General features: G+C 73.9%; 27 protein-coding genes. 16 read left to right on the top strand and 11 right to left on the bottom strand.

Going from position 1 to position 24,556, the window contains the following annotated elements:
- Nucleotides 1–3: 3 nt before the first annotated feature.
- The gene (locus tag COO58_RS17915) at nucleotides 4–315 is read right to left on the bottom strand and encodes a hypothetical protein (protein WP_091579582.1); all 312 of its coding nucleotides are present in this window, start codon (nucleotides 313–315) and stop codon (nucleotides 4–6) included.
- Nucleotides 305–616 (bottom strand): hypothetical protein, encoded by a 312-nt coding sequence (locus COO58_RS17910; protein WP_245666815.1) that lies wholly within the window; start codon nucleotides 614–616, stop codon nucleotides 305–307. The genes COO58_RS17915 and COO58_RS17910 overlap by 11 nt, the downstream gene beginning before the upstream one ends.
- A gap of 106 nt (nucleotides 617–722) precedes the next feature.
- Here COO58_RS17910 and COO58_RS17905 point away from each other — a divergent pair, with 106 nt between their 5' ends.
- Nucleotides 723–1,079, top strand: coding sequence for a DUF3099 domain-containing protein (locus COO58_RS17905; RefSeq protein WP_091583956.1), 357 nt, complete (start codon nucleotides 723–725; stop codon nucleotides 1,077–1,079).
- Nucleotides 1,080–1,115: 36 nt separating this feature from the next.
- Here COO58_RS17905 and COO58_RS17900 read toward each other — a convergent pair whose 3' ends face one another.
- Nucleotides 1,116–2,012, bottom strand: coding sequence for a carbohydrate kinase family protein (locus COO58_RS17900; RefSeq protein ID WP_098746430.1), 897 nt, complete (start codon nucleotides 2,010–2,012; stop codon nucleotides 1,116–1,118).
- Between the two features lie 224 nt (nucleotides 2,013–2,236).
- Complete coding sequence (locus tag COO58_RS17895) at nucleotides 2,237–3,163, bottom strand: pseudouridine-5'-phosphate glycosidase (protein ID WP_098745847.1); 927 nt, start codon at nucleotides 3,161–3,163, stop codon at nucleotides 2,237–2,239.
- 88 nt (nucleotides 3,164–3,251) lie between these two features.
- On the opposite strand from COO58_RS17895, the gene COO58_RS17890 reads away from it, so the two are divergent.
- The 3 genes from COO58_RS17890 (at nucleotide 3,252) to COO58_RS17880 (ending at nucleotide 6,074) form a co-directional block, all read left to right on the top strand.
- Complete coding sequence (locus COO58_RS17890) at nucleotides 3,252–3,470, top strand: DUF3039 domain-containing protein (RefSeq protein WP_091579574.1); 219 nt, start codon at nucleotides 3,252–3,254, stop codon at nucleotides 3,468–3,470.
- 40 nt (nucleotides 3,471–3,510) lie between these two features.
- On the top strand, nucleotides 3,511–4,155 hold the full coding sequence (locus tag COO58_RS17885; protein ID WP_091579571.1) for a trimeric intracellular cation channel family protein: 645 nt from the start codon (nucleotides 3,511–3,513) through the stop codon (nucleotides 4,153–4,155).
- A gap of 197 nt (nucleotides 4,156–4,352) precedes the next feature.
- Nucleotides 4,353–6,074 (top strand): DEAD/DEAH box helicase, encoded by a 1,722-nt coding sequence (locus COO58_RS17880; RefSeq protein ID WP_098745846.1) that lies wholly within the window; start codon nucleotides 4,353–4,355, stop codon nucleotides 6,072–6,074.
- A gap of 143 nt (nucleotides 6,075–6,217) precedes the next feature.
- On the opposite strand, the gene COO58_RS17875 is transcribed toward COO58_RS17880, so the two are convergent.
- Complete coding sequence (locus tag COO58_RS17875) at nucleotides 6,218–6,451, bottom strand: hypothetical protein (RefSeq protein ID WP_013284786.1); 234 nt, start codon at nucleotides 6,449–6,451, stop codon at nucleotides 6,218–6,220.
- A 245-nt stretch (nucleotides 6,452–6,696) separates the two neighbouring features.
- Nucleotides 6,697–8,310, bottom strand: a complete 1,614-nt coding sequence (locus COO58_RS17870) for an RNA polymerase sigma factor (RefSeq protein WP_098745844.1) — start codon at nucleotides 8,308–8,310, stop codon at nucleotides 6,697–6,699.
- A gap of 287 nt (nucleotides 8,311–8,597) precedes the next feature.
- On the opposite strand from COO58_RS17870, the gene COO58_RS17865 reads away from it, so the two are divergent.
- Complete coding sequence (locus COO58_RS17865; protein ID WP_098745843.1) at nucleotides 8,598–9,419, top strand: inositol monophosphatase family protein; 822 nt, start codon at nucleotides 8,598–8,600, stop codon at nucleotides 9,417–9,419.
- Nucleotides 9,420–9,514: 95 nt separating this feature from the next.
- Here the strand turns inward: COO58_RS17865 and COO58_RS17860 are convergent, their stop codons facing one another.
- Nucleotides 9,515–10,030, bottom strand: coding sequence for a LytR C-terminal domain-containing protein (locus COO58_RS17860; RefSeq protein ID WP_176558891.1), 516 nt, complete (start codon nucleotides 10,028–10,030; stop codon nucleotides 9,515–9,517).
- Between the two features lie 437 nt (nucleotides 10,031–10,467).
- On the opposite strand from COO58_RS17860, the gene COO58_RS17855 reads away from it, so the two are divergent.
- Nucleotides 10,468–10,764 (top strand): DUF4193 domain-containing protein, encoded by a 297-nt coding sequence (locus COO58_RS17855; RefSeq protein ID WP_013284790.1) that lies wholly within the window; start codon nucleotides 10,468–10,470, stop codon nucleotides 10,762–10,764.
- A gap of 269 nt (nucleotides 10,765–11,033) precedes the next feature.
- Nucleotides 11,034–11,762 carry a hypothetical protein gene (locus COO58_RS17850; RefSeq protein WP_172968012.1) on the top strand — a complete coding sequence of 243 codons (729 nt, stop codon included), beginning with the start codon at nucleotides 11,034–11,036 and terminating at the stop codon, nucleotides 11,760–11,762.
- Nucleotides 11,763–11,780: 18 nt separating this feature from the next.
- Here the strand turns inward: COO58_RS17850 and COO58_RS17845 are convergent, their stop codons facing one another.
- Nucleotides 11,781–12,272: a DUF3093 domain-containing protein gene (locus tag COO58_RS17845; RefSeq protein ID WP_098745841.1), complete on the bottom strand. Its 492-nt coding sequence runs from the start codon at nucleotides 12,270–12,272 to the stop codon at nucleotides 11,781–11,783.
- Nucleotides 12,273–12,357: 85 nt separating this feature from the next.
- Here COO58_RS17845 and dut point away from each other — a divergent pair, with 85 nt between their 5' ends.
- The 4 genes from dut to COO58_RS17825 all read left to right on the top strand — a co-directional run bounded on the left by dut (nucleotide 12,358) and on the right by COO58_RS17825 (nucleotide 14,736).
- On the top strand, nucleotides 12,358–12,855 hold the full coding sequence (dut, locus tag COO58_RS17840) for a dUTP diphosphatase (RefSeq protein WP_172968011.1): 498 nt from the start codon (nucleotides 12,358–12,360) through the stop codon (nucleotides 12,853–12,855).
- Nucleotides 12,856–12,880: 25 nt separating this feature from the next.
- Nucleotides 12,881–13,516, top strand: coding sequence for a DUF3710 domain-containing protein (locus COO58_RS17835; RefSeq protein ID WP_091579538.1), 636 nt, complete (start codon nucleotides 12,881–12,883; stop codon nucleotides 13,514–13,516).
- Nucleotides 13,517–13,678: 162 nt separating this feature from the next.
- On the top strand, nucleotides 13,679–14,059 hold the full coding sequence (locus COO58_RS17830; RefSeq protein WP_091579534.1) for an OB-fold nucleic acid binding domain-containing protein: 381 nt from the start codon (nucleotides 13,679–13,681) through the stop codon (nucleotides 14,057–14,059).
- Nucleotides 14,056–14,736, top strand: a complete 681-nt coding sequence (locus COO58_RS17825; protein ID WP_091579530.1) for a DUF3159 domain-containing protein — start codon at nucleotides 14,056–14,058, stop codon at nucleotides 14,734–14,736. The genes COO58_RS17830 and COO58_RS17825 overlap by 4 nt, the downstream gene beginning before the upstream one ends.
- Before the next feature lie 15 nt (nucleotides 14,737–14,751).
- Here the strand turns inward: COO58_RS17825 and COO58_RS17820 are convergent, their stop codons facing one another.
- Both COO58_RS17820 and COO58_RS17815 read right to left on the bottom strand, forming a co-directional pair.
- A complete protein-coding gene (locus tag COO58_RS17820) occupies nucleotides 14,752–15,441 on the bottom strand; it encodes a TrkA family potassium uptake protein (protein ID WP_091579526.1) in 690 nt (229 codons plus the stop codon).
- Nucleotides 15,442–15,444: 3 nt separating this feature from the next.
- Nucleotides 15,445–16,110: a TrkA family potassium uptake protein gene (locus COO58_RS17815; RefSeq protein WP_091579521.1), complete on the bottom strand. Its 666-nt coding sequence runs from the start codon at nucleotides 16,108–16,110 to the stop codon at nucleotides 15,445–15,447.
- 158 nt (nucleotides 16,111–16,268) lie between these two features.
- Here COO58_RS17815 and COO58_RS17810 point away from each other — a divergent pair, with 158 nt between their 5' ends.
- From COO58_RS17810 to COO58_RS17790, 5 genes are all read left to right on the top strand, one after another.
- Nucleotides 16,269–18,329, top strand: a complete 2,061-nt coding sequence (locus COO58_RS17810) for an APC family permease (RefSeq protein WP_091583949.1) — start codon at nucleotides 16,269–16,271, stop codon at nucleotides 18,327–18,329.
- Nucleotides 18,330–18,505: 176 nt separating this feature from the next.
- The gene (locus COO58_RS17805; protein WP_255292666.1) at nucleotides 18,506–19,747 is read left to right on the top strand and encodes a class I SAM-dependent RNA methyltransferase; all 1,242 of its coding nucleotides are present in this window, start codon (nucleotides 18,506–18,508) and stop codon (nucleotides 19,745–19,747) included.
- A 63-nt stretch (nucleotides 19,748–19,810) separates the two neighbouring features.
- Nucleotides 19,811–20,953 (top strand): anhydro-N-acetylmuramic acid kinase, encoded by a 1,143-nt coding sequence (locus COO58_RS17800; RefSeq protein WP_255292665.1) that lies wholly within the window; start codon nucleotides 19,811–19,813, stop codon nucleotides 20,951–20,953.
- 48 nt (nucleotides 20,954–21,001) lie between these two features.
- Complete coding sequence (gene dxs / locus COO58_RS17795; RefSeq protein ID WP_091579513.1) at nucleotides 21,002–22,948, top strand: 1-deoxy-D-xylulose-5-phosphate synthase; 1,947 nt, start codon at nucleotides 21,002–21,004, stop codon at nucleotides 22,946–22,948.
- Between the two features lie 166 nt (nucleotides 22,949–23,114).
- Nucleotides 23,115–23,612 (top strand): GNAT family N-acetyltransferase, encoded by a 498-nt coding sequence (locus tag COO58_RS17790; protein WP_255292664.1) that lies wholly within the window; start codon nucleotides 23,115–23,117, stop codon nucleotides 23,610–23,612.
- 165 nt (nucleotides 23,613–23,777) lie between these two features.
- Here COO58_RS17790 and uppS read toward each other — a convergent pair whose 3' ends face one another.
- A complete protein-coding gene (gene uppS, locus COO58_RS17785) occupies nucleotides 23,778–24,545 on the bottom strand; it encodes a polyprenyl diphosphate synthase (protein WP_091579507.1) in 768 nt (255 codons plus the stop codon).
- Nucleotides 24,546–24,556 lie beyond the last annotated feature (11 nt).

The raw sequence follows: 24,556 nt of genomic DNA, 5'->3' as shown, positions 1-24,556 counted from the left end.
GGCTCAGGCGGCGGTCGGGCGGGACAGCGAGGCCAACGCGCGGCGTACGTCGGCCAGCGAGACGGTGGCCGAGTCGTCCAGGTCGGCCAGGCCGGCCTCGATCCACTGCCGCATCAGGGTGGTCACGCCGATGCCGCGCGCCTCGGCGGCGGCCCGGACCCGGTCGTAGGTCTCCAACGGCAGCCGCACCGAGCGGCTCACCATCGGCACGTCGCTGTCGGGGGTGGGTAGCTGCGCCGGCGACGTCTCGTCGATCAGGTCGGCGAACGCGTCGCCGCCGGCGTGGAACCGCTTGGTCGCCTCGTCACGGTGCATGGTGACCGCCTCCTCGTCGGCGTGACCTCCGCACCGCCTCGTCGTAGCGCTTGGCCTCGACGTCGCTCAGCTCGCGGGCGGAGAGGATGTCCCAGTCGTTGTCGGTGCCGTCGGCCTCGGCCAGCAGCACGGCGAGTCGTCGGCCCCGGTGGTCGGTGGCGTAGACCACCATGACGTCGTCGCCGAGGTGCCGGATGACCCGACGGGTGCTGTGCAGGGCCTCCCAGACTTCCCCGGGTGTGACGTCGTAGACCCGCAGGTTCGCCAGCGCCTCGTCGGTGAAGCTGAACCGGTTGGCCACGAATCGGAGCGTACCACGCACGTAACACGAGCCGGGTCGGTCGAAGTTCGCCGATCATCCGCCCCGAGTGACAGGATGGGCCGTATCCCCTCGTAGGAGGTCCGTGGTGAAGCGTCAGGCTTACCAGCCGATCCTGATCACCGACGCCCCGCGCAGCCAGGACGACCAGCTCACCAGTCGGCAGAAGCGCTACGTGCTGATGATGGGCGTCCGGGTCGCGTGCCTGGTCGCGGGCGCGATCCTGGTCGGCGTCAAGGCCCCGCTGCTCTGGCTCTGGCTGCCGCTGTGCGGGCTCGGCATGGTGCTCATCCCGTGGCTCGCGGTGCTCCTGGCGAACGACCGCCCGCCCAAGGAGGAGCACCGCCTGTCCACCAGGTTCCAGCAGCGCCACCGCGACGAGACGCCGCCGATGGCGCTCCCGGCCGAGGAGCGCCCGCACAGGGTCATCGACGCCGAACCCTGACCGGCCCGGGCCGACGCGCCCGGGCCGGCCCGCGGATCAGCGGGTGGGACGGGCGCCCACCGTGGTCACGGCCAGCGCGCCGAGGTCGCCCGCGCGGGCCAGGGCCGCGCGCGGGTCGGCGCCGGCCAGCCAGGCGGTGAGCAGACCGGCGGCGAACGCGTCCCCGGCCCCGGTGACGTCCACCACGGCCACCCCGGGCGCCGGCGCCGTCTCCACCCGGCCCCCGCGCTCCACCCAGACCGCGCCGGCCGCGCCGCGCTTGACCACCACCCGGTGCGCCACCGACGTCAGCGCCCGCGCCTGGGCCGCCGGATCCAGGCCGCCGGTCAGCACGGTCGCCTCATCCGTGTTGACCAGCAGCAGGTCGACGTCGCGTACCCAGGTCAGGAACGACCCGCCGACGCGCCGCAACGGCGCCGCGGAGGCCGCGTCGACGCTGACGGTCAGCCCGCGCTCGCGGGCCGCGGCCAGCGCGCGCAGGCCCGCTCCGCGCGACCCGACGTCCAACAGGGTGTACGCGGACAGGTGCAGGTGCCCGACGTCGGGCACCGCCGCCAGGGCCGCGTCCACGTGCCCGGCGGTCAGACGCAGGTTGGCGCCCCGCTGGCTGACCATGGTCCGCTCGCCGCCGTGGGTGAGCACGATGACGGTGCCGGTGGGGTAGCCCTCGTGCCGCTCCACCACGCAGTCCACGCCGGCCCGGGTCAGCTCGGCCACCCGCTCCCGGCCGGTCTCGTCGTCGCCGACGGCGGCGACCAGCGTCACGGCCGCGCCCTGCCCGGCGAGCCAGGCCGCCGTGTTGGCCGCCTGGCCGCCGCCGCTGAAGCGGATCCCGGCCGCCGTGTCCGAGCCGGTGGCCAGCGGGCCGGACAGCACCGCGAGCACGTCCGTGATCACGTCGCCCACGACGACGACGCGCGGCACCCCGCTCATGCCGTGCCGGCCGGGCATGTTCTCCCGGCCCTCGCTGCGCTCGGTGCGTTCGCTCATGCTGTGCTGGCCGGTCATGTTCTCCCGGCCCTCGCTGCGCTCGGTGCGTTCGCTCATGCTGTGCTGGCTGGGCATGTTCTCCCGGCCCTCGCTGCGCTCGGTGCGTTCGCTCATGCTGTGCTGGCTGGGCATGTTCTCACGGCCCTCGCTGCGCTCGGTGCGTTCGCTCATGCCGGGCGACGCTTCGCGGCGGCGACCGCGATCCGGGCCGCCAGGTCGGCGTTGCGCAGGATGATGCGGACGTTCACCGCCAGGCTGGCGCCCTCGGTGGCGGCGTGGAAGTGGGCCAGCAGGAACGGCGTCACCGCCTTGCCGGTGATCCCCTCGCGGGCCAGCGCGGCCAGGCCCTCGGCCAGTGTCCGGTCGTGCAGCGCCGGGTCGAGCTGCTCGTCGACCGGCAGCGGGTTGGCCACGACCAGCCCTCCGTGGTGCACGCGCTGCGCCGCGCGGGCGGCCAGCACGTCGGCCACCTGCTCCGGGGACTCCACCGACCAGTCCAGGTCGAACCCGGCGTCGGTCAGGTAGAACCCGGGGAAGCGGCGGGTGCGGTAGCCCACCACGCCCACCCCGAGCGTCTCCAGCCGTTCCAGCGTCGCGCCCACGTCGAGGATCGACTTCACCCCGGCGCAGACCACGGCGATCGGCGTACGGGCCAGGGTGACCAGGTCCGCCGACTCGTCGAACGTCTGCGCCGCCTCGCGGTGCACGCCGCCGAGCCCGCCGGTGGCGAACACCCCGATCCCGGCGGCCGCCGCGACCGCGCTGGTGGCCGCCACCGTGGTGGCCCCGTCCGCGCCGGTCGCCGCGGCCGGCGCCAGGTCGCGGACCGAGAGCTTGCTCACGCCGTCGACGGTGGCGAGCCGGGTGAGCTGGGCGTCGTCCAGCCCGACCCGCAGCTCACCGGCGACCATGCCGATGGTGGCCGGCACCGCGCCCGCGTCCCGGACCGCCTGCTCGATCTCGCGCGCCACACGCAGGTTGTCCGGCCGGGGGAGGCCGTGCGAGACGATCGTGCTCTCCAGCGCCACGACCGGGCGCCCGTCGCGCAGGGCGTCGGCCACGTCACTGCCGAGGCTGATGTGAAAGTTGGTCACTTCGGCTACGGTACGGGCCGCTCCCGGGGCGGGCCCAGCTGGACCGACCCGGGCGGACCTGCAAAACTGGAAGGTCGGAGGTGCAGACGTGAGCACAGAGGTTCTCGAGCGTCCCGAGCTGAAGGACGCCGACACTGGTCCCGAGATGTTCCACTACGTCCGCAAGGAGAAGATCGCCGAGAGTGCCGTCATGGGCACCTACGTGGTCGCGCTCTGCGGTGAGACGTTCCCGGTCACCAAGGCCGCCAAGCCCGGCTCCCCGGTGTGCCCGAAGTGCAAGGAGATCTACGACTCCTACTCGGAGTGATCGCGGGCGGCGCCGCCGCCCGCCCACGTAACCTGCGGCGGTGACCACCTCCACCGCGCTGCTCCTCGCCGACCTCACCGGCGTGGCGGTGTTCGCCGCCTCCGGCGCCTCCGCGGCGGTCGCGAAACGACTCGACCTGTTCGGGGTGGTCTTCGTCGGTGTGGTCGCCGCCCTCGGCGGCGGCATCTTCCGCGACCTCGTGATCGACGAGGTCCCCCCGCTGGCGTTCGCCGACTGGCGGTACGCGGTCACCGCCGCCGTCACCGCCGCCGCGGTGTTCCGGCTGCACCCGCAGCTCGCCCGGCTGCGCACCACCGTGCTGGTGCTCGACGCGGCCGGCCTCGCCCTGTTCACCGTCACCGGCACGCTCAAGGCGCTCGACGCGCACGTGCCCGCCGTCGGCGCCTGCATGATCGGCATGCTCACCGCGATCGGCGGTGGGCTGGGCCGCGACCTGCTCACCGGCGAGATCCCGGTGGTGCTGCGTTCGGAGATCTACGCGGTCGCCGCGCTCGCCGGCTCGGTCGTGGTGGCGTTGCTGTCGACCTACGGACACGCCACCGCACTGCCGCTGACCGGCGCGGCGGTCTTCGTGTTCGGGCTGCGCCTGATCGCGCTGCGGCGACGCTGGTCGGCGCCGGTGCCCACGCTGCGCCCGCCCCGCACCGGGACCCGCTGGCCGTAGCCGCGACCGTCGCGCACCGGGGTGGGCGGATGTGACCAGCGTGGCGTCGAGTGGGGCGGAACGCCCCCGCTGGTTATGCTGAGTCGGCCTTCGCGGCACCGGATGCGCGAGGGCCTTTTCATGGGCGGCGGCTCCCGTGGCCCCCGGTCGGGCCCGCCGCCGTCCGCGGCGGAGAGGAGCCACGCGTGCCACCGCGGATGCCCGCGCTCGACACGTTCCCGCCCCTGCGTGCCTGGCAACGCAAGGCGATGGTGGAGTACCTGCGCCGGCGGGCCGAGGACTTCACCGCGGTCGCCACGCCCGGCGCCGGAAAGACCACCTTCGCGCTGCGGATCGCCGCCGAACTGCTCGCCGACGGCACCGTCGAGGCGGTCACCGTGGTCGCGCCGACCGAGCACCTGAAGACCCAGTGGGCGCAGGCCGCGGCCCGGGTCGGCATCCAGCTCGACGCCGCGTTCCGCAACGCCGACCTGCACTCCGCCGCCGACTTCCACGGCGCCGTGGTCACCTACGCCCAGGTCGGCATGGCGCCGCAGGTGCACCGGCGGCGCACCATGACCCGGCGGACGCTGGTGATCCTCGACGAGATCCACCACGCCGGCGACGCGCGCACCTGGGGCGACGGCGTCAAGGCCGCGTTCGAGCCCGCCGTACGCCGGCTGATGCTCACCGGCACGCCGTTCCGCTCCGACGACAACCCGATCCCGTTCATCAGCTACGAACGCGGCGGGGACGGGCTGCTGCGCTCCCGCGCCGACTCGGTCTACGGCTACTCCGACGCGCTGCGCGACGGCGTGGTCCGGCCGGTGCTGTTCCTGGCCTACTCGGGGGAGACCCGGTGGCGCACCAACGCCGGCGACGAGTTGGCCGCGCGGCTGGGCGAGCCGATGACGCAGGACCTGATCGCCCAGGCGTGGCGGACCGCGCTGGACCCGGCCGGCGACTGGATGCCGCAGGTGCTGCGCGCCGCCGACGCCCGGCTCAGCGTGCTGCGGGCCAACGGCATGCCCGACGCGGGCGGCCTGGTCATCGCCAGCGACCAGCAGGTGGCCCGCGCGTACGCGAAGCTGCTGGAGCAGGTGACCGGTGAGAAGGCCGCCGTGGTGCTCTCCGACGACCAGGGCGCCTCGGCGCGGATCGCGACGTTCGCGGCCTCCGAGCAGCGGTGGCTGGTCGCGGTGCGGATGGTCTCCGAGGGCGTGGACATCCCCCGGCTGGCCGTCGGGGTGTACGCGACCAGCGCCAGCACCCCGCTCTACTTCGCGCAGGCGATCGGCCGGTTCGTCCGGGCCCGCCGGTCCGGCGAGACCGCGTCGGTCTTCCTGCCCAGCGTGCCGCACCTGCTCGGGCTGGCCAGCGAGATGGAGGCCGAGCGGGACCACGTGCTCGGCAAGCCGAAGGACCGCGAGGGCTTCGAGGACGACCTGTTGGAGCGCGCCCAGCGCGACGACGGAGCCAGCGGCGAGCTGGAGAAGCGGTTCGCGGCGCTCTCCGCCACCGCCGAGCTGGACCAGGTGATCTTCGACGGCGCCTCCTTCGGCACCGCCGCCCAGGCCGGCACCCCGGAGGAGGAGGAATACCTCGGGCTGCCCGGGTTGCTCACCGCCGACCAGGTCTCGCTGCTGCTGACCAAGCGGCAGGCCGAGCAGCTCGCCGCGCAGAAGCGTCGAGCCGCCCTACGGACCGCTGAGCCGGCCGCTGCCGCCCCGGCGGCGGTGCCCCCACCGATGAGTGCGGCCCAGCGTCGGGTGGCGCTACGGCGGCAGCTGAACGCCCTGGTGGCCGCGCGGCACCACCGCACCGGCCAGCCGCACGGCAAGATCCACGCCGAGTTGCGCCGGATCTGCGGTGGCCCGCCCAGCGCCCAGGCCACGATCGAGCAGCTCGAGGAGCGCATCGCCACCGTGCAGACCCTGTAAGGAAGGGCCCCTTCTTAACGCCTCCGGTAGTGCAGGGGCCCCTTGTTAACACCTTGCGCGCGCGGGTACGAAAAACCGACCGGAGGCGACCCGTGTGGGTGCCTCCGGTCGGTTATGTCGAGTTGCGGATTTCCTGTCGGACCTCAGTTCGCCATCAGATCGGCGCCACGCCAGCTGAACTCCGGGTCCGACGCGTAGCGCACGGTGATCTTCACGAGATCCTCCGCGTACTTGTTCGCGTGGTGCCCACAGAACACCAGCTCGCTCCCACCCGCCAGAGTGATCCGGAGCTTGCCGGCAGCATTGCAGCGGTCGCACCGTTCATCGGCGGCCGGGGGGCTCACCGTCTCGGGCGGCGGCGTGAGGGTCGGGGTCATCGCCTTCCTCCTCTGGTCGTCACCGATGAACACTCTCTTCGGTTGCTCACCTATCGTGCAACACCCATCTCGGGCCCTGCCTTCCCTGTGTGCCCGCGGGGGACCGAGGTCACACCTGGCGTGGAAGACAGTGTGCCGTGCACCAAGGGTGCCACGTCAACGATCACAAACAGGCAACCGACCGATCACCGATGAGTGTTCTACGGCTGGTGATCAAACCGGCACGACGAGTTGACGTGCGGTGGTCAGTCCAGGTAGTCGCGGAGCACCTGGGAACGCGACGGGTGCCGCAACTTGGACATCGTCTTGGATTCGATCTGCCGGATGCGTTCCCGGGTCACGCCGTACACCTGGCCGATCTCGTCCAGAGTGCGCGGCTGACCGTCGGTCAGGCCGAACCGCAGGCGTACCACGCCCGCCTCGCGCTCGGACAGCGTCTGCAGGACCTGCTGGAGCTGGTCCTGCAGCAGCGAGAACGACACCGCGTCGACCGCCACCACGGCCTCGGAGTCCTCGATGAAGTCGCCGAGCTGGCTGTCACCCTCGTCACCGATGGTCTGGTCGAGCGAGATGGGCTCCCGGGCGTACTGCTGGATCTCCAGCACCTTCTCCGGTGTGATGTCCATCTCCTTGGCCAGCTCCTCCGGAGTGGGCTCGCGGCCCAGGTCCTGGAGCAGCTCGCGCTGGATCCGGCCGAGCTTGTTGATCACCTCGACCATGTGCACCGGGATGCGGATGGTGCGGGCCTGGTCGGCCATGGCGCGGGTGATGGCCTGGCGGATCCACCAGGTGGCGTACGTGGAGAACTTGTAGCCCTTGGTGTAGTCGAACTTCTCGACCGCGCGGATCAGGCCGAGGTTGCCCTCCTGGATCAGGTCGAGGAAGGCCATGCCGCGTCCGGTGTAGCGCTTGGCCAGCGAGACCACCAGGCGGAGGTTGGCCTCCAGCAGGTGGTTCTTGGCCCGCTCACCGTCCCGGGAGATCCACATCAGGTCGCGCTGCAGGTCGCGGACCAGCTTCTCCTCGCCCTCGTCGGCGGCGCGCAGCCGCTCGGCGGCGTAGAGGCCGGCCTCGATCCGCTTGGCGAGCTCGACCTCCTGCTCGGCGTTGAGCAGCGGCACCTTGCCGATCTGCTTGAGGTAGGCCCGGACCGAGTCGGCGGAGGCGGTCAGCTCGGCGTCCCGGCGCGCCTGCTTGAGCGCCTCGGACTCCTCGTCGTCCCACTCGAAGTCGTTGTCGGTGGCGGAGCTGGCGGCGTCGGCCTCGGCGGCCTGGGTCAGCTCGGCCGGCTCCTCGACCACGACGTCCTCGATCTCGGCGGCCAGCTCCTCCGGGTCGATCTCACCCTCGGCGCCCTCGCCCTTGGCGCCGGCCTTGCCGGACTTCGCCGCGGCGGTCTTGGCGGCCACGGTGGCCTTGGTGGCCCGGGTCGCCTTGGTGGCCTTCGCCGGGGCGACGGCCTTGGCGGCCACGTCGGCGGTGGTGCCGGCGGCCTTGCGCGCCGTCGCCTTCCGCGGGGCCGGCGCCGGGGACTCCTCGGCGGCGGGCGCCTGCTTCGGGGCGGGCGCGGCGGCCTTCTTGGTGGTCTTGGCGGTGGTCGCCCGGGAGGCCGGGGTGGCGGACCGGGCCGCGGCGACCCGCGGGCGGCGGGTGCTCGCCGAGCCGTCCACGACCACCGTCACGCCCGCCTCGGAGAGCGCACGGAGGATCTTCTTGGCCTGGGCCGGGGTCACCTCAGCGGACTCGACGGTGCGCGCGAGCTGGGCCGACGTGAGCTGGCCGCCGGCGCTCTGCGCGTGGGCGATCAGGGTGTCGGTGAGCGAGCGAACGTCGGCGCCGGTCTGGCGGGGTTCTGTCACGAATGACCTTCCGGAGGCGAAAGAGCGAGCACGGCCGGGTCGTCCGGCGCAGCACGAACGGCCGTGCCGGGCGAGTCGTTGAGGGACCCCCGTGTCCCGGTCCGTCCGGTCGCTGGCGGTCCGTGGCGCGTGGGCAGGGTGAATTGTAACGCCGTCTGCCGCGATCATCCTGCGCCGCACGGCGTACCGGTGGTCCGGGACCGCCGAATCAGTGCAGATGTGGACTTTGTAAGGATGATACCCACGCGCGATGCGGGCGGTCCCGATCGTGCGGGAAGGGGACGAACATGATCACCTCGGCGCCCACGCCGCGGGAGTTGCTCACGATCGCCGTCGAGGTGGCCCGCGACGCCGCCGCCACCGCGCACCGGATGCGGGCCGAGGGCGTGTCGGTGGCCGCGACCAAGAGCACGGTGACCGACGTGGTCACCGCCGCCGACCGCGCGGTCGAGCGGCAGGTGCTGGCGGCGCTGCGGGAGCGCCGTCCCGGCGACGCGGTGCTCGGCGAGGAGTACGGCACGGGGGACACCGGCCCGGCCGCCGAGGACGGCGTGCGCTGGATCGTCGACCCGATCGACGGCACCGTCAACTACCTCTACGGGCTGCCCTACTGCGCGGTCTCGCTCGCCGCCGAGGTGGCCGGCGAGGTCGTGGCCGGGGTGGTGCGCAACGTGGCCACCGGCGAGGAGTGGACCGCCACCGCCGGCGGCGGGGCCTGGCGGGACGGGGAGCGGCTGCGCTGCTCCGCCGAGACCGACCTGGGGCAGGCGCTGGTCGCCACCGGCTTCGGGTACGACGCCGGCCGCCGGGCGCACCAGGCCCGCGTGGTCGCCGAGCTGATCCCGCACGTGCGGGACATCCGCCGGATGGGCGCGGCCGCGCTCGACCTCTGCCTGGCCGCCGAGGGGCGGGTGGACGCCTACTACGAGAAGGGGCTCGCCGCCTGGGACCTCGCCGCCGGCGGGCTGGTCGCCCGCGAGGCCGGGCTGCTGGTGACCGGGCTGTCCGGTCGGGCGGCCGGGCCGGACCTGGTGCTCGCCGCGCCGCCGGCGCTGCACGGGCCACTGCACACCCGCCTCGCCGACCTGGACGCCTCCGGCGGGCCGTGACCGGCACGCGCCCTCGTACGCGTCAGGGCGGCCTCCCGAACCGCGGAGGCCGCCCTGCGTCGTCGTCGGGTCGGGCCGGGTGACCGGCCCACCGGTCACTTGTCGAACGGCATCGGGCACGTCTCCGGCGGCGCCTCGGGCGCGCCCAGGTCGCCGAGCGACTGGTTCACCTCGGTGGTGGTGGCCAACTGCTGGAAGCCGTTGCCCAGGACCACGTCGACGCTGTCGTCCTTGCGGTTCGGGTCGAACTTCCGCTCGGCCTCGTTGAGGAAGTACGCCCGCAGCAGGTGCGCCGAGCCGACGCCCTTCGGGCCGTAGCGCAGCACGGCCACGCCGTCGAACGCCTTCTTCTCGTTGCCGACCTTCTTGACCTGGAACTTGCGGTTGCGGAAGTCGTCCGCGACCAGGCCGGCCCGGCCGGCCTCGTCGGTGGCGTTGTAGACGTTGAGCTTCACGTCCTTCTGCTCCCGCAGCCGCAGGTCGACCAGCTGCCAGCCGTCCGGGCACCCGGCGGCCGTGCCCGCCTTGCTCTGGGTGTCGCGCACCACGGCGACGACCACGATGACCAGGGCGATGACCGCCAGCAGTCCGACGACAACGAGTGCCCGCACTCGCGCAAAACTCATCCTGGGCGCTCCCCCGGACAGTGATTGGGTGGCGGCGGCCGCCGCGGTCGGGCCGCGTCTGTGGCCGTCCAGTACGCCGCTGAGGTTAACCCTTGTCCGGCTCCCGCGTGGAAACAGTCCGACATGCCGGCGCGCCACCGGGGGAACGGGTAGGACTACCCCTATCTTCGTGTCGCCTGAGTCACATTGGGAACAACTTCGGGCGCAGGGGCGTACATCTCTCCCGCGAGGGCGGTATACATGCCTCGCCCAAAGGGGGGGTAAGGTTCCGCGCTCGCCGGGGGGTTCCGCTCCGGCGAGCCCGACCCAACGGTCGTCGGGTCGGGTGCCCGACACAGATGGTGGCCGACCAGGGGAACCGAAACGGCGTCGTCCGGCGTTACAACCGGCAGCGACCATATCGATATTGGAGAGTGAAACCGATGGCCACCGACTACGACGCCCCGCGTCGCGACGAGGTCGACCTCGGCGAGGACAGCCTGGAAGAGCTCAAGGCCCGGCGGGTCGACTCACAGTCGGGCGCCGTGGACGTCGACGAGGCCGAGGTGGCCGAGAGCTTCGAGCTGCCCGGCGCCGATCTGGCCGACGAGGAGCTCACGGTCAAGGTCCTCCCGATGCAGCAGGACGAGTTCCGGTGCGCGCGCTGCTTCCTGGTCCACCACCGCAGCCAGCTGGCGGTCGAGCGCAACGGCGACCTGATCTGCCGCGAGTGCGTCTGATCCCGTCCGGGGAAACCGGCGGCGGCCCCGGTGCGGGGCCGCCGCTGTTCGAGCCGCCGTGCGCGGGTGGCCGGAAGCTGCTTGACTCGTAGCGGCGGCTGCCACGCCGCACGGAGCAGGAGGGCGGACGGGTGAGCGAGCGCAGCGAGCGTGCGGACGGGACCGACCGGACGCCGGCCCCGGAGCCGGGACCGGCGCCGACCACCCCCGACGCGGCCACCGCTCCGGCGGAGCCGGGCCGGGCGCCGTCCGGTGCGGACGGTGACGAGCTGGGCGCGACCGTCGCCGCCCTGACCGCCGACGACATCGCGCCGGCCCGCCGCCGGCAACTGCTGGTCCGGATGGTCGGCCAGGCCCGGGCCCGCGGCATCACCGACCTGTTCAAGCCGAAGGCGGCGCTGCGCTGGATGACGGACACCGTCGCCGAGGTCGCCCCGCACGTGCCGATCCGGGACCTGGCCACGCTCCGGCGGCACTTCCCGGGGCTGGACGACGACGCGCTGGCCGACCGGCTGGTCCGCAACGCCTCCCGGGCCACGGCCGGGGTGGGCGCGGCCGGCGGCGGGGTCGCCGCGGTCGAGTGGGCGGTCACGCCCACGCTGCTCTCCGCCCCCGTCCTGCTGGCCGCCGAGACGGTCGCGGTGGTGGCGATCGAACTGAAGCTGATCGGCGAGCTGCACGAGATCCACCGGATGCCGCTGCCCACCGGCGGCACCGCCCGCGCCGTGGCGCTGGTGCAGTCCTGGGCCGGGCAGCGGGGGATCAACCCGATGATGCCGGGCGTCGGGGTGAGCGCGGTGCTGGGCACCGCCGCCCGCCGCGAGCTGCGCGACAGCCTGCTGCGCCGGTTCGGTCGCAACCTCACCACGCTCGGGCCGTTCCTGACCGGCGCCGCGGTGGCCGGCTACCTCAACCGGCGGGCCACCCGCGCGCTCGGCGAGCAGCTCCGCAAGGATCTCCGGCACACGGCCCGCGGCCTGCCGCACAAGCGGGGCTGAGGGCCCGGCGGGGGACGGTCAGTCCGCGTCGCGGGCGGCCAGCAGGGCCGCCGCCAGCTCCACCGGACGCCGGGTGCTGACCACCCAGAACGGGGTCGGGTCCGCCGGGTCGTCCAGCACCACCTGGACCGCGCCGCCGACCCAGGGACGCTGGACCACGAAGGCGAGCGGGTCGGCGCCGACGCCGAGCACCTCGCGCCGGCCGGCCGCGTCCAGCGGCACCACGTCCGCGACGTGCCGCACCGGCAGGTGGGCGTCGTCGACCCGCAGTTCGCCGTCGCGCACCTCGACCCGGATCCGGCCCAGCCACCACAGGGCGGCCACCGTGCCGGGGATCAGCAGCACGAACGGCAGCCAGGCGCGGACCCCGGTCGCGCCCAGCCACAGCTCGGCGGCGAGCAGCCCGGCCACCGCCAGGCCCACCGGCCAGGCCCACCAGGGCAGCCCGAGGCGCTCCGCGTACGACGCGGGGGTGGCCGTCGGGGCGGCCGGGGATGACGACTGACGCACACTGCGAGGGTACGGCGCGCGGCGGGTCGGCCAACCGGCAGGATGGCAGGGTCACCCCGCGAGGACCGGACGGAAGAGGATGACCGTGACAGACGTCGTACCCGTGCCCGTACGGCAGCTCGACCCGGAGCTGCCGCTGCCGGCGTACGCCCATCCCGGCGACGCCGGCGCGGACCTGGTGTCCGCCGTGGACGTGGAGCTGCCGCCCGGCGGCCGGGCCCTGGTGCCCACCGGCGTCGCGGTGGCGCTGCCGGAGGGGTACGTGGGACTGGTCCACCCCCGATCGGGGTTGGCCGCGAGGCTCGGCGTGACGGTGCTCAACGCGCCCGGTACGGTCGACGCCGGCTACCGGGGTGAGATCCTGGTCAACCTGATCAACCATGATCGGGACACGCCGGCCACGATCAGCCGGGGCGACCGGATCGCCCAGCTGGTGGTGCAGCGGGTCGCCCGGGCCGAGTTCCGGCCGGTCGCCGAGCTGCCCGGGTCGCGGCGCGGTACCGGTGGGCACGGATCCACCGGCGGGCACGCCGGGCTGGTTCCGGCTCCGGCCGGTGGGCAGGACGAAGAGGTGGCAGGGTGAGTGCGAACAGCGGAGGGTGGGCGCAGTGATCTTCTCCCGGAAGCGGGCCGACGAGACGCGTGACGACGCGGTCCTCGACGTCGAGGAGGCCGCCGGGCCGTCCCGCGGCCCGTACGACGTCAGTGAGGCGCCCGACGCGCCCCGGCTGGACCTGGGCAGCCTCCAGATCCCGGCGGTGCCGGACGTGGAGGTGCGGGTGCAGGCCGACCCGCAGGGGGTGATCCAGCAGGTGGTGCTGGTGCACGGGCAGAACGCGCTCCAGCTCGGCGTCTTCGCCGCGCCCCGGTCCGACGGCATCTGGGACGAGGTGCGCGAGGAGATCCGCCAGTCGCTGTTCAACGACGGCGCCGCGGCCCAGGAGGTCGAGGGCGAGTACGGCACCGAGCTGCGCGCCCGGCTGCGCACCCCGGACGGCATGACCGACCTGCGGTTCGTCGGCATCGACGGGCCGCGCTGGATGGTCCGCGGCGTCTTCCAGGGCCAGGCGGCCACCGACCCGACCGCCGCCGGCCCGCTGGCGGCCTGCCTGGACGGCCTGGTGGTCGACCGCGGGCAGGAGGCCAAGCCGGTGCGGGAGCCGCTGCCGCTGCGGCTGCCCCGCGAGGTCGCCGAGCAGCAGGCCGCCCAGGAGCAGGCCGCCGCCGGTCCGCAGGAGGTCTGACGCACCGTGCCGGGCCCGGTCCCGTCGGCCTCCGGGCCGGCGGCGCCGGGCCCGTCGCGTGCGCGCCCACGCCGGTCCCGCCGGCGCGCCGGATCGGCGTACGCTGGCGGGACGGTTCCGCCGTCCGCGGAGCCCCGGCGTGGAGAGGGTGACGCGGAGGTCATGACGACCGACCAGGGCCGGGTGTCGCTGCGGCGGCTCCTGCAACGGCTCACCGCGAGCGAGGCCGAGATCGAGGCGCAGGAGCTGCGCCGCGAGAGCGCCGAGTCCGGCGGCACGCCGACCCACCAGTGCAACCGGGGCCAGGTCGTCTCGGTGGCCGGGCGGCTGCGCACGGTGGTCTACACGCCGCGCACCAACCTGCCCACGCTGGAGGCCGACCTCTACGACGGCAACGACGTGGTCACCCTGGTGTGGCTGGGCCGGCGGCACATCGCCGGGATCGAGCCGGGCCGGCACCTCACCGCCCGCGGCCGGGTGGCCGTGCGGGACGACCGCAAGGTGATCTACAACCCGTACTACGAGCTGGAGTCGCCGAAGTGACGACCGGACAGCAGCACACCCCGTCGGGGCTCGACCCGCAGGACGACGAGCGGCTGCCCAGCATCGCCGAGCAGATGGCCGACCAGCTGGGCGGCTGGCGCGGCCTGGTCGAGTCGAGCATCCCGGTGGTGGTCTTCGTGATCGCCAACGTGGTGGGCGAGCTGCGTCCCGCGGTGATCGCCTCGGTCGCGGTGGCGCTGCTGATCGCCGTGCTCCGGCTGGTGCAGCGCCGGCCGGTGCGGCACGCGGTGAACGGGCTCTTCGGCGTCGGCATCGGCGCGGCCATCGCCTGGCGCACCGGCAACGAGCGCGACTTCTACCTGCCCGGCATCCTCTACGGGATCGGCTACGGGCTGGCGCTGCTGCTGTCGGCCGCGATCCGGCAGCCGCTGGTCGGCTGGATCTGGTCGGTGCTGGTGGCCAAGGGCCGCTCCGAGTGGCGCGACGACCCGAGGCTGGTGCGCACCTTCACCCAGCTCACCGTGCTCTGGGGCGTGGTGTGGCTGGCCAAGGTCGGCGTGCAGGCCGGGCTCTACCTGGCCCACCAGGACACCGCGCTCGGCGTGGCCCGGCTCGCCCTGGGTTACCCGCCGTACGCGCTGCTGCTGCTGATCACGGTCTGGGTGGTGCGCCGGGTCACCCGGGAGGGCGCACCCGCCCCGCTGCCCGGCGCCTGAGGATCCTCCCGCCCGTCAGGGGCGGCCGCGGTGCCGCTCGGTGCTCTCCGGGCCCAGGATGACGCCGCGCACCTCGTCCTCCACCTCCGCCGTGCACACGAACACCAGCTCGTCGCCGGCCTCGATCGGGTCGTCCGGGGTGGGCACCAGCACCCGCTTGCCGCGCAGGATCGCCACCAGCGCCGCGTCCCGGGGGAGCGGCACCGCGTGGATCGGCTGCCCGACGTAGGGCGCGGTCGGCGGCAGCGTGATCTCGACCAGGTTCGCCTCGCCCTGCCGGAACGTCATCAGCCGGACCAGGTCGCCGACGGTGACCGCCTCCTCGACCAGCGCCGCCATCACCCGCGGCTTGCTGACCGCGACGTCCACGCCCCACTGGTCGGTGAAGAGCCACTCGTTCTCCGCCCGGTTGACCCGGGCGACCACGCGGGGCACCGCGAACTCGGTCTTGGCCAGCAGCGAGACCACCAGGTTGACCTTGTCGTCGCCGGTGGCCGCCACCACCACGTCGCAGCCGGCCACGTTGGCCTCCTCGAGGCTGGCCAGCTCGCACGCGTCGGCGAGCACCCAGTCGGCGGCCGGGACGCGGTCCGGCCGCAGCATCTTGGGCTGCCGCTCGATCAGCATCACCTGGTGGCCGTTGTCGATCAGCTCCTGGGCGATCGAGCGGCCCACGTTGCCGGCGCCGGCGATGGCGATCCGCATGGCTCAGTGCCCCCCTTCCGGCGGCGTCGCCGCCACCGACGTGACCGACGCGGTGATGTCGTCGGTCACCAGCATGAAGACCTGGTCGCCCTCCTGCACCACGGTGGAGGCGGTGGGCAGGGTGCCGATCCCGAACCGGGTCAGGTAGGCCACCCGGGCGCCGACGGCCTCCTCCAGCTGCCGCAGCGACCGGCCGATCCAGTCCTTGTGCACCGGCACCTCGATGATCGACACGGTGCTGGTCGGGTCGCGGAAGATCTCCACGTTGCCCTCGGGGACCAGGTGCCGCAGCATCCGGTCGGCGGTCCACCGGACCGTCGCCACGGTGGGGATGCCGAGGCGCTCGTAGACCTGGGCGCGGCGCTGGTCGTAGATCCGGGCCGCGACCCGGGAGACGCCGAACGTCTCCCGGGCCAGCCGGGCCGAGATGATGTTGGAGTTGTCGCCGCTGGAGACCGCGGCGAACGCGTCGGCCCGCTCGATGCCGGCCTGACGCAGCACCTCGCCGTCGAAGCCGGCGCCGGTGACCGTGATGCCCGCGAAGTCCGGCCCGAGCCGGCGGAACGCGTCCGCGTCCTGGTCGATCACCGCCACCGAGTGCCCCCGGGACTCCAGGCTGTGTGCCAGGGTCGACCCGACCCGGCCGCAGCCCATGATCACGACATGCACGGTGTCCGCTCCTCCCACGGTGCCGCCCGCCGACCCGTCGTCTGCGAGCCTGCCACGTCCCCGCCCGCGACGGGGCACCGAACCGTACCGCGCGGTCGCGCGCGGGGGTGATCAGCCACCCCACCGTCCCGAGCCGGCTGGCCGTACGCTTGGCGGTTGTGGCCCGACCCACCTCGCTGCTGAAGCGACTCCTCCTCGGTCGACCGTTCCGGTCCGACCGCCTGCAGCACACCCTGCTGCCGAAGCGCATCGCGCTGCCGGTCTTCGCGTCCGACGCGCTCTCCTCCGTGGCGTACGCCCCGGACGAGATCCTGCTGACGCTCTCCATCGCGGGCGCCTCGGCGTTCTTCTTCTCGCCGTGGATCGCGCTCGCCGTCGTCGTGGTGATGCTCACCGTGGTGGCGAGCTACCGGCAGAACGTGCACGCGTACCCCTCCGGCGGCGGCGACTACGAGGTGGCCACCGTCAACCTGGGGCCGCGCGCCGGCCTCGCGGTGGCCAGCGCGCTGCTCGTCGACTACGTGCTCACGGTCGCCGTGTCGGTCTCCTCCGGCGTGGCCAACCTCGGCTCGGTGGTGCCGTTCGTGGCCACCCACAAGGTGCTCATCGCGGTCAGCGCGGTCGTGCTGCTCACCGCGATGAACCTGCGCGGCCTGCGCGAGTCCGGCACCGCGTTCGCGATCCCCACCTACGGCTTCGTCATCGTCATCGGCGGCATGCTGCTGACCGGGTTCGTGCGGATCTTCGTGCTCGGCGACGACCTGCAGGCTCCCAGCGCCGGCCTGGAGATCCACGCCGAGCACAGCGTGACCGGCTTCGCGCTGATCTTCCTGCTGCTGCGCACGTTCTCCTCCGGCTGCGCCGCGCTCACCGGCGTCGAGGCCATCTCCAACGGCGTACCGGCGTTCAAGTCGCCCAAGTCCAAGAACGCGGCGACCACGTTGCTGCTGCTCGGCACCATCGCGGTCACCATGCTGGTCGGCATCATCCTGCTGGCCCGCAAGACCGGCCTGCAGTTCGTCGAGGACCCGACCACGCAGATCGTCGGCGGCCCGGCCGGGTACGTGCAGAAGACGGTCACCGCGCAGCTCGGCGAGACCGTGTTCGGCAGCGGTTCGGTGCTGCTCTACGTGGTCGCCGGCATGACCGCGCTGATCCTGTTCCTGGCCGCCAACACCGCGTTCAACGGCTTCCCGGTGCTCGGCTCGATCCTGGCCCAGGACCGCTACCTGCCGCGCCAGCTGCACACCCGGGGCGACCGGCTGGCGTTCTCCAACGGCATCGTCTTCCTCGCCGTCTTCGCGGTGGTGCTGATCGTCGGCTTCCAGGCCGAGGTGACCCGGCTCATCCAGCTCTACATCGTCGGCGTCTTCGTCTCGTTCACGCTCTCCCAGGCCGGCATGATCCGACACTGGAACCGGCACCTGCGCACCGAGCGCGACCCGGAGGCGCGGCGGCGGATGATCCGCTCCCGGGCGATCAACACGTTCGGCATGGCCATGACCGGCATCGTGCTGATCATCGTGCTGGTCACCAAGTTCCTGCTCGGCGCGTGGATCGCGATCGTCGCCATGGCGGTGATGTACGTGGTCATGCTCGCCATCCGCCGGCACTACGACCGGGTCGCGGCCGAGCTGGAGCCGACCGAGCAACGGGCCGTGCTGCCCGCCCGCAACCACGCCATCGTGCTGGTCAGCAAGCTGCACCAGCCGACCCTGCGGGCCGTCGCGTACGCCCGGGCGACCCGGCCGGACACGCTGACCGCGGTGACCGTCAACGTGGACGAGAAGGACACCCGGGACCTCCAGGCCGACTGGGAGCGCCGGGAGCTGCCGGTGCCGCTGACCGTGATCGACTCGCCGTACCGGGAGATCACCCGGCCGATCCTCAACTTCGTCGCCTCGGTCCGCCGCGAGTCGCCCCGCGACGTGGTCACCGTCTTCATCCCCGAGTACGTGGTCGGGCGCTGGTGGGAGAACCTGCTGCACAACCAGAGCGCGCTGCGGCTCAAGGGCCGGCTGCTGTTCGAGCCGGGCGTGATGGTGACCAGCGTGCCCTGGCAGCTCGCCTCCACCGCCAGCAAGAACCTGGACCGCCTCGACGCCACGCTCAGCCGTGGTCCGGCCCGCGGCCCCCGGGTGGCGCCGCAGAGCACGCTGCCGCCGACCGTGCCACCGGTCGCTCCGGCGCCCTCCGACGAGCCGGGAGGCCGGTCGTGAGCGCGAGGAGTGAGCCGGTGTTGCGAGCCTCGCAGTCGCGAACGAAGGAGGACGCCGTGAGCGCGAGGAGTGAGCCGGTGTTGCGAGCCCCGCAGTCGCGAACGAAGGAGGACGCCGTGAGCGCGAGGAGTGAGCCGGTGTTGCGAGCCTCGCAGTCGCGAACGAAGGAGGACGCCGTGAGCGCCGCGCCGGAACGCCCCGGGCTGGAGGAGGCCGAGCGGGTCGAGCTGACCGTCGACGCGGTCGCGCCGGGCGGGCACTGCGTGGCCCGGGTCGGCGGCCAGGTGGTCTTCGTCCGGCACGCGCTGCCCGGCGAGCGGGTGGTGGCCGAGGTGACCGAGCTGCACCGTGGCTTCGCCCGCGCCGACGCGGTGGAGATCCTCGACGCCTCCCCGGACCGGGTCGTCCCGCCCTGCCCGTACGCCCGGCCCGGCGCGTGCGGCGGCTGCGACCTCCAGCACGTCGCCCCGGCGGCCCAGCTCGACTGGAAGGTCGCCGTGGTGCGCGAGCAGCTCACCCGGCTGGGTCGGCTCACCGACGCCCAGGTGGACGCGCTCGGCGTCCGGGTCGAGGCGCTGCCCGGCGGGCCGCTGGGCTGGCGCTCCCGGGTCCGCTACGCGGTCGACGCGACCGGCCGGGCCGGGCTGCTCAAGCACCGCTCGCACGAGGTGGTGCCGATCGACAGGTGCCTGATCGCCCACCCGGCGATCCAGGAGCTGCCGGTGCTGCCGCCCACCGGGGCGCGCTGGCCGCACGCCGACGCCGTGGAGACGGTCGCCAGCACCGGCCGGGACGTCGCCGTGGTCGCGTACGCCGAGGGGGTCGCCACGGCCGTGAGCGGGCCGGAGCGGGTCCGGGAGACGGCGGCCGGGCGGTCCTTCACGCTGCCCGCCTCCGGCTTCTGGCAGGTGCACCCGGCGGCGGCGGATGCCCTGGTCGGCGCCGTGCTCGATCTGCTCGACCCGCGTCCGGGCGAGAGCGCCTGGGACCTGTACGGCGGGGCCGGGCTGTTCGCCGCCGCGCTCGCCGGCCGGGTCGACGGGGCCCGGGTGACGGTGGTCGAGTCGGCGCCCGACGGGGTGGCCGCCGCCCGCACCAACCTGGCCGACCTGCCCGCCGTCGAGGTGGTCGCGGCCCGGGTCGAGACCGCGCTGGCCCGGCGCCGGATCACCGGCCCGGTCGACCTGGTGGTGCTCGACCCGCCGCGCTCCGGCGCGGGCGCCCCGGTGGTATGCGGCGTGGTGGCCGCCGGGCCGCGCGCGGTCGCGTACGTGGCCTGCGACCCGGCCGCCTTCGCCCGGGACGTGCGCACGTTCGCCGAGGCGGGCTGGCGGCTGGCCGCGCTGCGCGGGTTCGACCTGTTCCCGATGACCCAGCACGTCGAGCTGGTCGGCCTGTTCCTGCCCCCGGCGCGTTAAGCGGGGGCCCTTCCTCTACCGGATCCGTTAAAAGGGGGCCCTTCCTTGCGCATCGTCGGGCTGATGTCGGGCACCTCGTACGACGGGGTGGACGTGGCGGCGGGCGAGTTCACCCTCGACGGGGACACGTTGCGGCTGCGTCCGCTCGGGCACCGCGAGCTGGCCTACCCGGACGACCTGCGGGCGCAGATCGGCGCGCTGCTGCCGCCGGCCGCGACCACGATCGAGGCGGTGTGCCGGCTGGACAACCGGCTCGGTGAGGTGTTCGCCGAGGCGGCGGCCGTCGGTGTCGAGCTGGCCGGGGGCGCCGTCGACGCGGTCGTCTCCCACGGCCAGACCGTCTTCCACTGGGTCGAGGCCGGCCGGGTGCGCGGCACCCTCCAGCTCGGCGCGCCGGCCCGGGTCGCCGCCCGGGTGGGCGTGCCCGTGCTGCACGACCTGCGCTCGGCGGACGTGGCGGCCGGCGGGCAGGGCGCGCCGCTGGTCCCGGCGTTCGACGCGTTGCTGCTCCACGGGAGCGCCGAGGCCCGCGCGGCGCTGAACCTGGGCGGCATCGCGAACCTCACCGTGGTCGCGCCCGGGGCGCCGGTCCTCGGGTACGACGTGGGCCCGGCCAACGCGCTGCTGGACGCCGCCGCCCGCCGCTTCCTCGACCGCCCCTGCGACGTCGACGGGGCGCGGGCCGCCGCCGGCCGGGTGCACGGCGCGCTGCTGGCCCGGCTGCTCGCCGAGCCCTACTACGCCGCGCCGCCGCCCAGGTCGACGGGCAAGGAGCTGTTCCACGGCGGCTACCTGGACGCCGCGCTGGCCGCCCTGGGCGAGCCGGTGGCCGCCGACGACGTGCTGGCCACGCTCACCGAGCTGACCGCCCGCACGGTCGCCGACGCCTGCGACCGGCACGGGGTGACCGAGGTGGTCGCCGCCGGCGGGGGAGTGCGCAATCCCACACTCCGGGCCCGGCTGGCCGCGCTGGGCGCCGGGCGGTGGCGGCTGCGCACCACCGACGAGCTGGGCGTGCCGGCCCAGGCCAAGGAGGCGTACGCGTTCGCGCTGCTGGGGTGGCTGAGCTGGCACGGGCTGCCCGGCGCGGTCCCGTCGGTCACCGGCGCCTCCCGGGCCGCCGTGCTCGGCTCCTGGACCCCCGCCGGCCCGCCGTTCGGGGCGGCCCGGGCGACGCCGCCGCGCCGGCTGGTGGTCGCCGCCTGATCCACGGCTCGGCTGCGGACTGTGGCGCGGCCGATAGACTCTCCGGTCATGAGTGTTGAAGAGGGCACGGCCAACCACGGTCGGCTGCTGGGCACCGTCCGCGGCCCGCAGGACGTGAAGCGGATGACCGCCGAGCAGCTGGACATCCTCGCCGCCGAGATCCGTGACTTCCTGATCGCGAAGGTCTCCCGCACCGGCGGGCACATCGGTCCCAACCTCGGTGTGGTCGAGCTGACCCTGGCGATGCACCGGGTCTTCGACTCCCCGCGCGACCGGCTCCTCTTCGACACCGGCCACCAGGCGTACGTACACAAGATCCTCACCGGCCGGCAGGAGGGCTTCGACAAGCTCCGCCAGCGCGGTGGCCTCTCCGGCTACCCCAGCCAGGCGGAGAGCGAGCACGACCTGATCGAGAACTCGCACGCCTCCACCGCCCTGTCCTACGCCGACGGCCTGGCCAAGGCGTACGCGCTGCGCGGCGAGAAGCGGGCCGTGGTGGCCGTGGTCGGCGACGGCGCGCTCACCGGCGGCATGTGCTGGGAGGCGCTGAACAACATCGCCACCGCCGGCAACCCGCTGGTCATCGTGGTCAACGACAACGGCCGGTCCTACTCGCCGACCATCGGCGGCCTCGCCGACCACCTGTCGTCGCTGCGGCTCAACCCCGGCTACGAGAAGGTGCTCGACACCGTCAAGGACGCGCTGGGCAACACCCCGTTCGTCGGCAAGCCGATGTTCGAGGTGCTGCACGCGGTCAAGAAGGGCATCAAGGACGCGGTCGCCCCGCAGGCGATGTTCGAGGACCTGGGCATCAAGTACGTCGGCCCGGTCGACGGCCACGACGTGCCGGCGGTCGAGGCGGCGCTGCGCGCGGCGAAGAACTTCGGCGGCCCGGTGATCGTGCACGCGGTCACCCGCAAGGGCTACGGCTACCGTCCGGCCGAGGACGACGAGGCGGACTGCCTGCACGGCCCCGGCGGCGCCTTCGACGTCGAGACCGGCCAGCTGGTCGCCGCGCCGTCGGTGAAGTGGACCCACGTCTTCGCCAACGAGCTGGTGAGCATCGCCGACGAGCGTCCGGACGTGGTCGGCATCACCGCCGCCATGGCCGAGCCCACCGGCATCGCCACGCTGGCCCGCAAGTACCCGGAGCGGGTCTACGACGTGGGCATCGCCGAGCAGCACGCGGCCACCTCCGCCGCCGGCCTGGCCATGGGCGGCCTGCACCCGGTGGTCGCGGTCTACGCCACCTTCCTCAACCGGGCGTTCGACCAGGTCCTGCTGGACGTGGCCATGCACAAGCTGCCGGTCACGTTCGTGCTGGACCGGGCCGGCATCACCGGCCCCGACGGGCCGAGCCACTACGGCGTCTGGGACATGTCGGTCTTCGGCGTGGTGCCCGGTCTGCGGATCGCCGCGCCCCGCGACTCGGCGACGCTGCGCGAGGAGCTGCGCGAGGCGATCGCCGTGGACGACGGCCCGACCATCCTGCGCTTCCCGACCGGCACCGTCGCCGCTGACCTGCCGGCCGTGCGCCGGGTCGGCCCGGTGGACGTGCTGGCCGAGTCGGCGCGTACCGACGTGCTGCTGGTCGCGGTCGGCTCCTTCGGCGCCCTGGGCATGGAGGTCGCCACCCGGGTCGCCGAGCAGGGCTACGGCGTCACCGTGGTCGACCCGCGCTGGGTCCGCCCGGTCCCGGCCGAGCTGGTCGAGCTGGCCGCCGGGCACCGCCTCGTGGTCACCGTCGAGGACGGCGTCCGGGTCGGTGGCGTCGGCTCCGCGCTGGCCCAGGCGATGCGCGACGCCGACGTCCGGGTGCCGGTCAAGGACCTGGGCGTACCGGCCGACTGGCACCCGCACGGCACCCGCGCGCAGATCCTGGCCGACCTGCGGTTGACCGCGCAGGACGTGGCGCGTGACGTCACCGGCTGGATCTCCGGCCTGGACGCCGCGCCGGTCGACCCGGCCACCGACGGGGCCACGGCGCAGAACTGATCCGGATACGGTGCTCGGGCGGTCCCGCTTTCCCGCGGGGCCGCCCGAGCGCTGTTCCGTAGGTGTCCCGGCCGCGGCGTGCCGCCAGTTCGCCGTAGTGGCGGCGTCGAGGTAGCCGGGACGCCACCACGTCGGCGACGTGGAGTGGATCATGGGAGGCTGCGCGATGGACGTGCGTGCCGCCACGCCGGCCGACCTCGATGACATCGTCGACCTGCACACCCGGGCCCGGATCACCTACTACGGCGCTGGTGGGCTGCCCCTCGGCGAGATCGTCGACCCGGAACTCGCCCGGGAACAACGGGACGGCTGGACGGCGGCGATCGCCGCGCCGCACAAGCACGTGCGCGTGGCCGTCATCGAGGGGCGGGTGGTCGGCCTGCTGGCCATGGGCCCGCCGCACTCGTCCGAGGTGAATGCCGCGCAGCTCTACCAGATCCACGTGGACCCGGAGTGCTGGAGCCGTGGCGTCGGCAGCACGTTGCACGGGCTCTTCCTGCGCCACCTGGAGGCCGAAGGGCTGGCGGTGGGGGTGCTGGAGGTGTGGGAGCGCAACACCCGGGCCCGCGCCTTCTACACCCGGCACGGCTGGCGCCCCGACGGCACCACCCGCCCCGGCCCCGCCGCCGCCCCCTACCTGGGCATGCGCCTCCACCACCCCTGATTTCCGCCCGGCCCGGCTCGCCCTCGCGCCGCTCGCACTGCCCCGCCGCCCCGGCGATCTTGCGATTGTGGCCCAGAATTCGTCCTTTATGCCCTGATTGCGTGGGCCGAAACTGCAAGATCGACGGTGGGGAGGGGTGGGGGCGAGGGGAGGCGGGAACGGTGGCTAGTGGGGGCGGGCGGTGCGGGTGGCGTAGGTGCGCAGGGCCCGGAGGAAGTCGACCTCGCGGAAGCCGGGCCAGTACACGTCGCAGAAGTACAGCTCCGAGTGGACGGCCTGCCAGAGCAGGAAGCCGGACATCCGCCGTTCCCCGCTGGTCCGGATGACGAGGTCGGGGGCCGGTCGGTCCCCGGTGTAGAGGTGCGCGCCGATCGCCTCGGCGGTGAGGCGGGCCGCCGCCTCGGTGAGGGTGGCCCCGGCCTCCGCCTCATGGTGCAGCAGGCGCCGGACCGCGTCGGCGATCTCGGTGCGACCGTCGTAGCCGATCGCGACGGTGAGGTCGAAGCCGCCGGCCCGGTCCTGGGTGTCCTCCTCGGCCAGCTTCAACGCGTGCCGGGTCGAGTCGGGCAGGACGTCGGTCCGGCCGGCCACGTGCAGCCGCCACGGGCTGTCCGGTCGCCGCAGCGGCTCGGCGATGACCTCCTCGACCAGCCGCATCAGGTGCGCCACCTCGGCGGAGCCGCGCTTACGCACGTTGTCGACCGAGGCGACGAACAGGGTGATCTGCCGGATGCCCAGCTCGGCGCACCAGCCGGCCACCTCGTGCAGGTGCGCGGCGCCGTACCGGTGGCCCACCGAGGGATCGTCGAACCCCATCTGCCGCGCCCAGCGACGGTTGCCGTCCATCACCATCGCGACGTGCCGGGGCAGCGTCGCGTCGACGAGTCCGGCCCGCAGGCGACGGGCGTAGAGCCGACGGATCATCTCGACCATGGCGTCTCCTC

Source organism: Micromonospora sp. WMMA1996 (assembly GCF_002573675.1).
GTDB lineage: Bacteria > Actinomycetota > Actinomycetes > Mycobacteriales > Micromonosporaceae > Micromonospora > Micromonospora sediminicola.
Note: the sequence above shows the minus strand (reverse complement) of the source record. Positions and strands in the feature narration are given on the sequence as shown.

Bases quoted from the DNA above. Each gene is read 5' to 3' on its own strand.
- COO58_RS17915 (WP_091579582.1), bottom strand. From the start codon at position 315: ATGCACCGTGACGAGGCGACCAAGCGGTTCCACGCCGGCGGCGACGCG.
- COO58_RS17900 (WP_098746430.1), bottom strand. From the start codon at position 2,012: ATGAGCGGGGTGCCGCGCGTCGTCGTCGTGGGCGACGTGATCACGGAC.
- COO58_RS17880 (WP_098745846.1), top strand. From the start codon at position 4,353: ATGCCCGCGCTCGACACGTTCCCGCCCCTGCGTGCCTGGCAACGCAAG.
- COO58_RS17875 (WP_013284786.1), bottom strand. From the start codon at position 6,451: ATGACCCCGACCCTCACGCCGCCGCCCGAGACGGTGAGCCCCCCGGCC.
- COO58_RS17865 (WP_098745843.1), top strand. From the start codon at position 8,598: ATGATCACCTCGGCGCCCACGCCGCGGGAGTTGCTCACGATCGCCGTC.
- COO58_RS17855 (WP_013284790.1), top strand. From the start codon at position 10,468: ATGGCCACCGACTACGACGCCCCGCGTCGCGACGAGGTCGACCTCGGC.
- COO58_RS17830 (WP_091579534.1), top strand. From the start codon at position 13,679: ATGACGACCGACCAGGGCCGGGTGTCGCTGCGGCGGCTCCTGCAACGG.
- COO58_RS17820 (WP_091579526.1), bottom strand. From the start codon at position 15,441: ATGCGGATCGCCATCGCCGGCGCCGGCAACGTGGGCCGCTCGATCGCC.
- COO58_RS17800 (WP_255292665.1), top strand. From the start codon at position 19,811: ATGTCGGGCACCTCGTACGACGGGGTGGACGTGGCGGCGGGCGAGTTC.
- dxs (WP_091579513.1), top strand. From the start codon at position 21,002: ATGAGTGTTGAAGAGGGCACGGCCAACCACGGTCGGCTGCTGGGCACC.
- COO58_RS17790 (WP_255292664.1), top strand. From the start codon at position 23,115: ATGGACGTGCGTGCCGCCACGCCGGCCGACCTCGATGACATCGTCGAC.
- uppS (WP_091579507.1), bottom strand. From the start codon at position 24,545: ATGGTCGAGATGATCCGTCGGCTCTACGCCCGTCGCCTGCGGGCCGGA.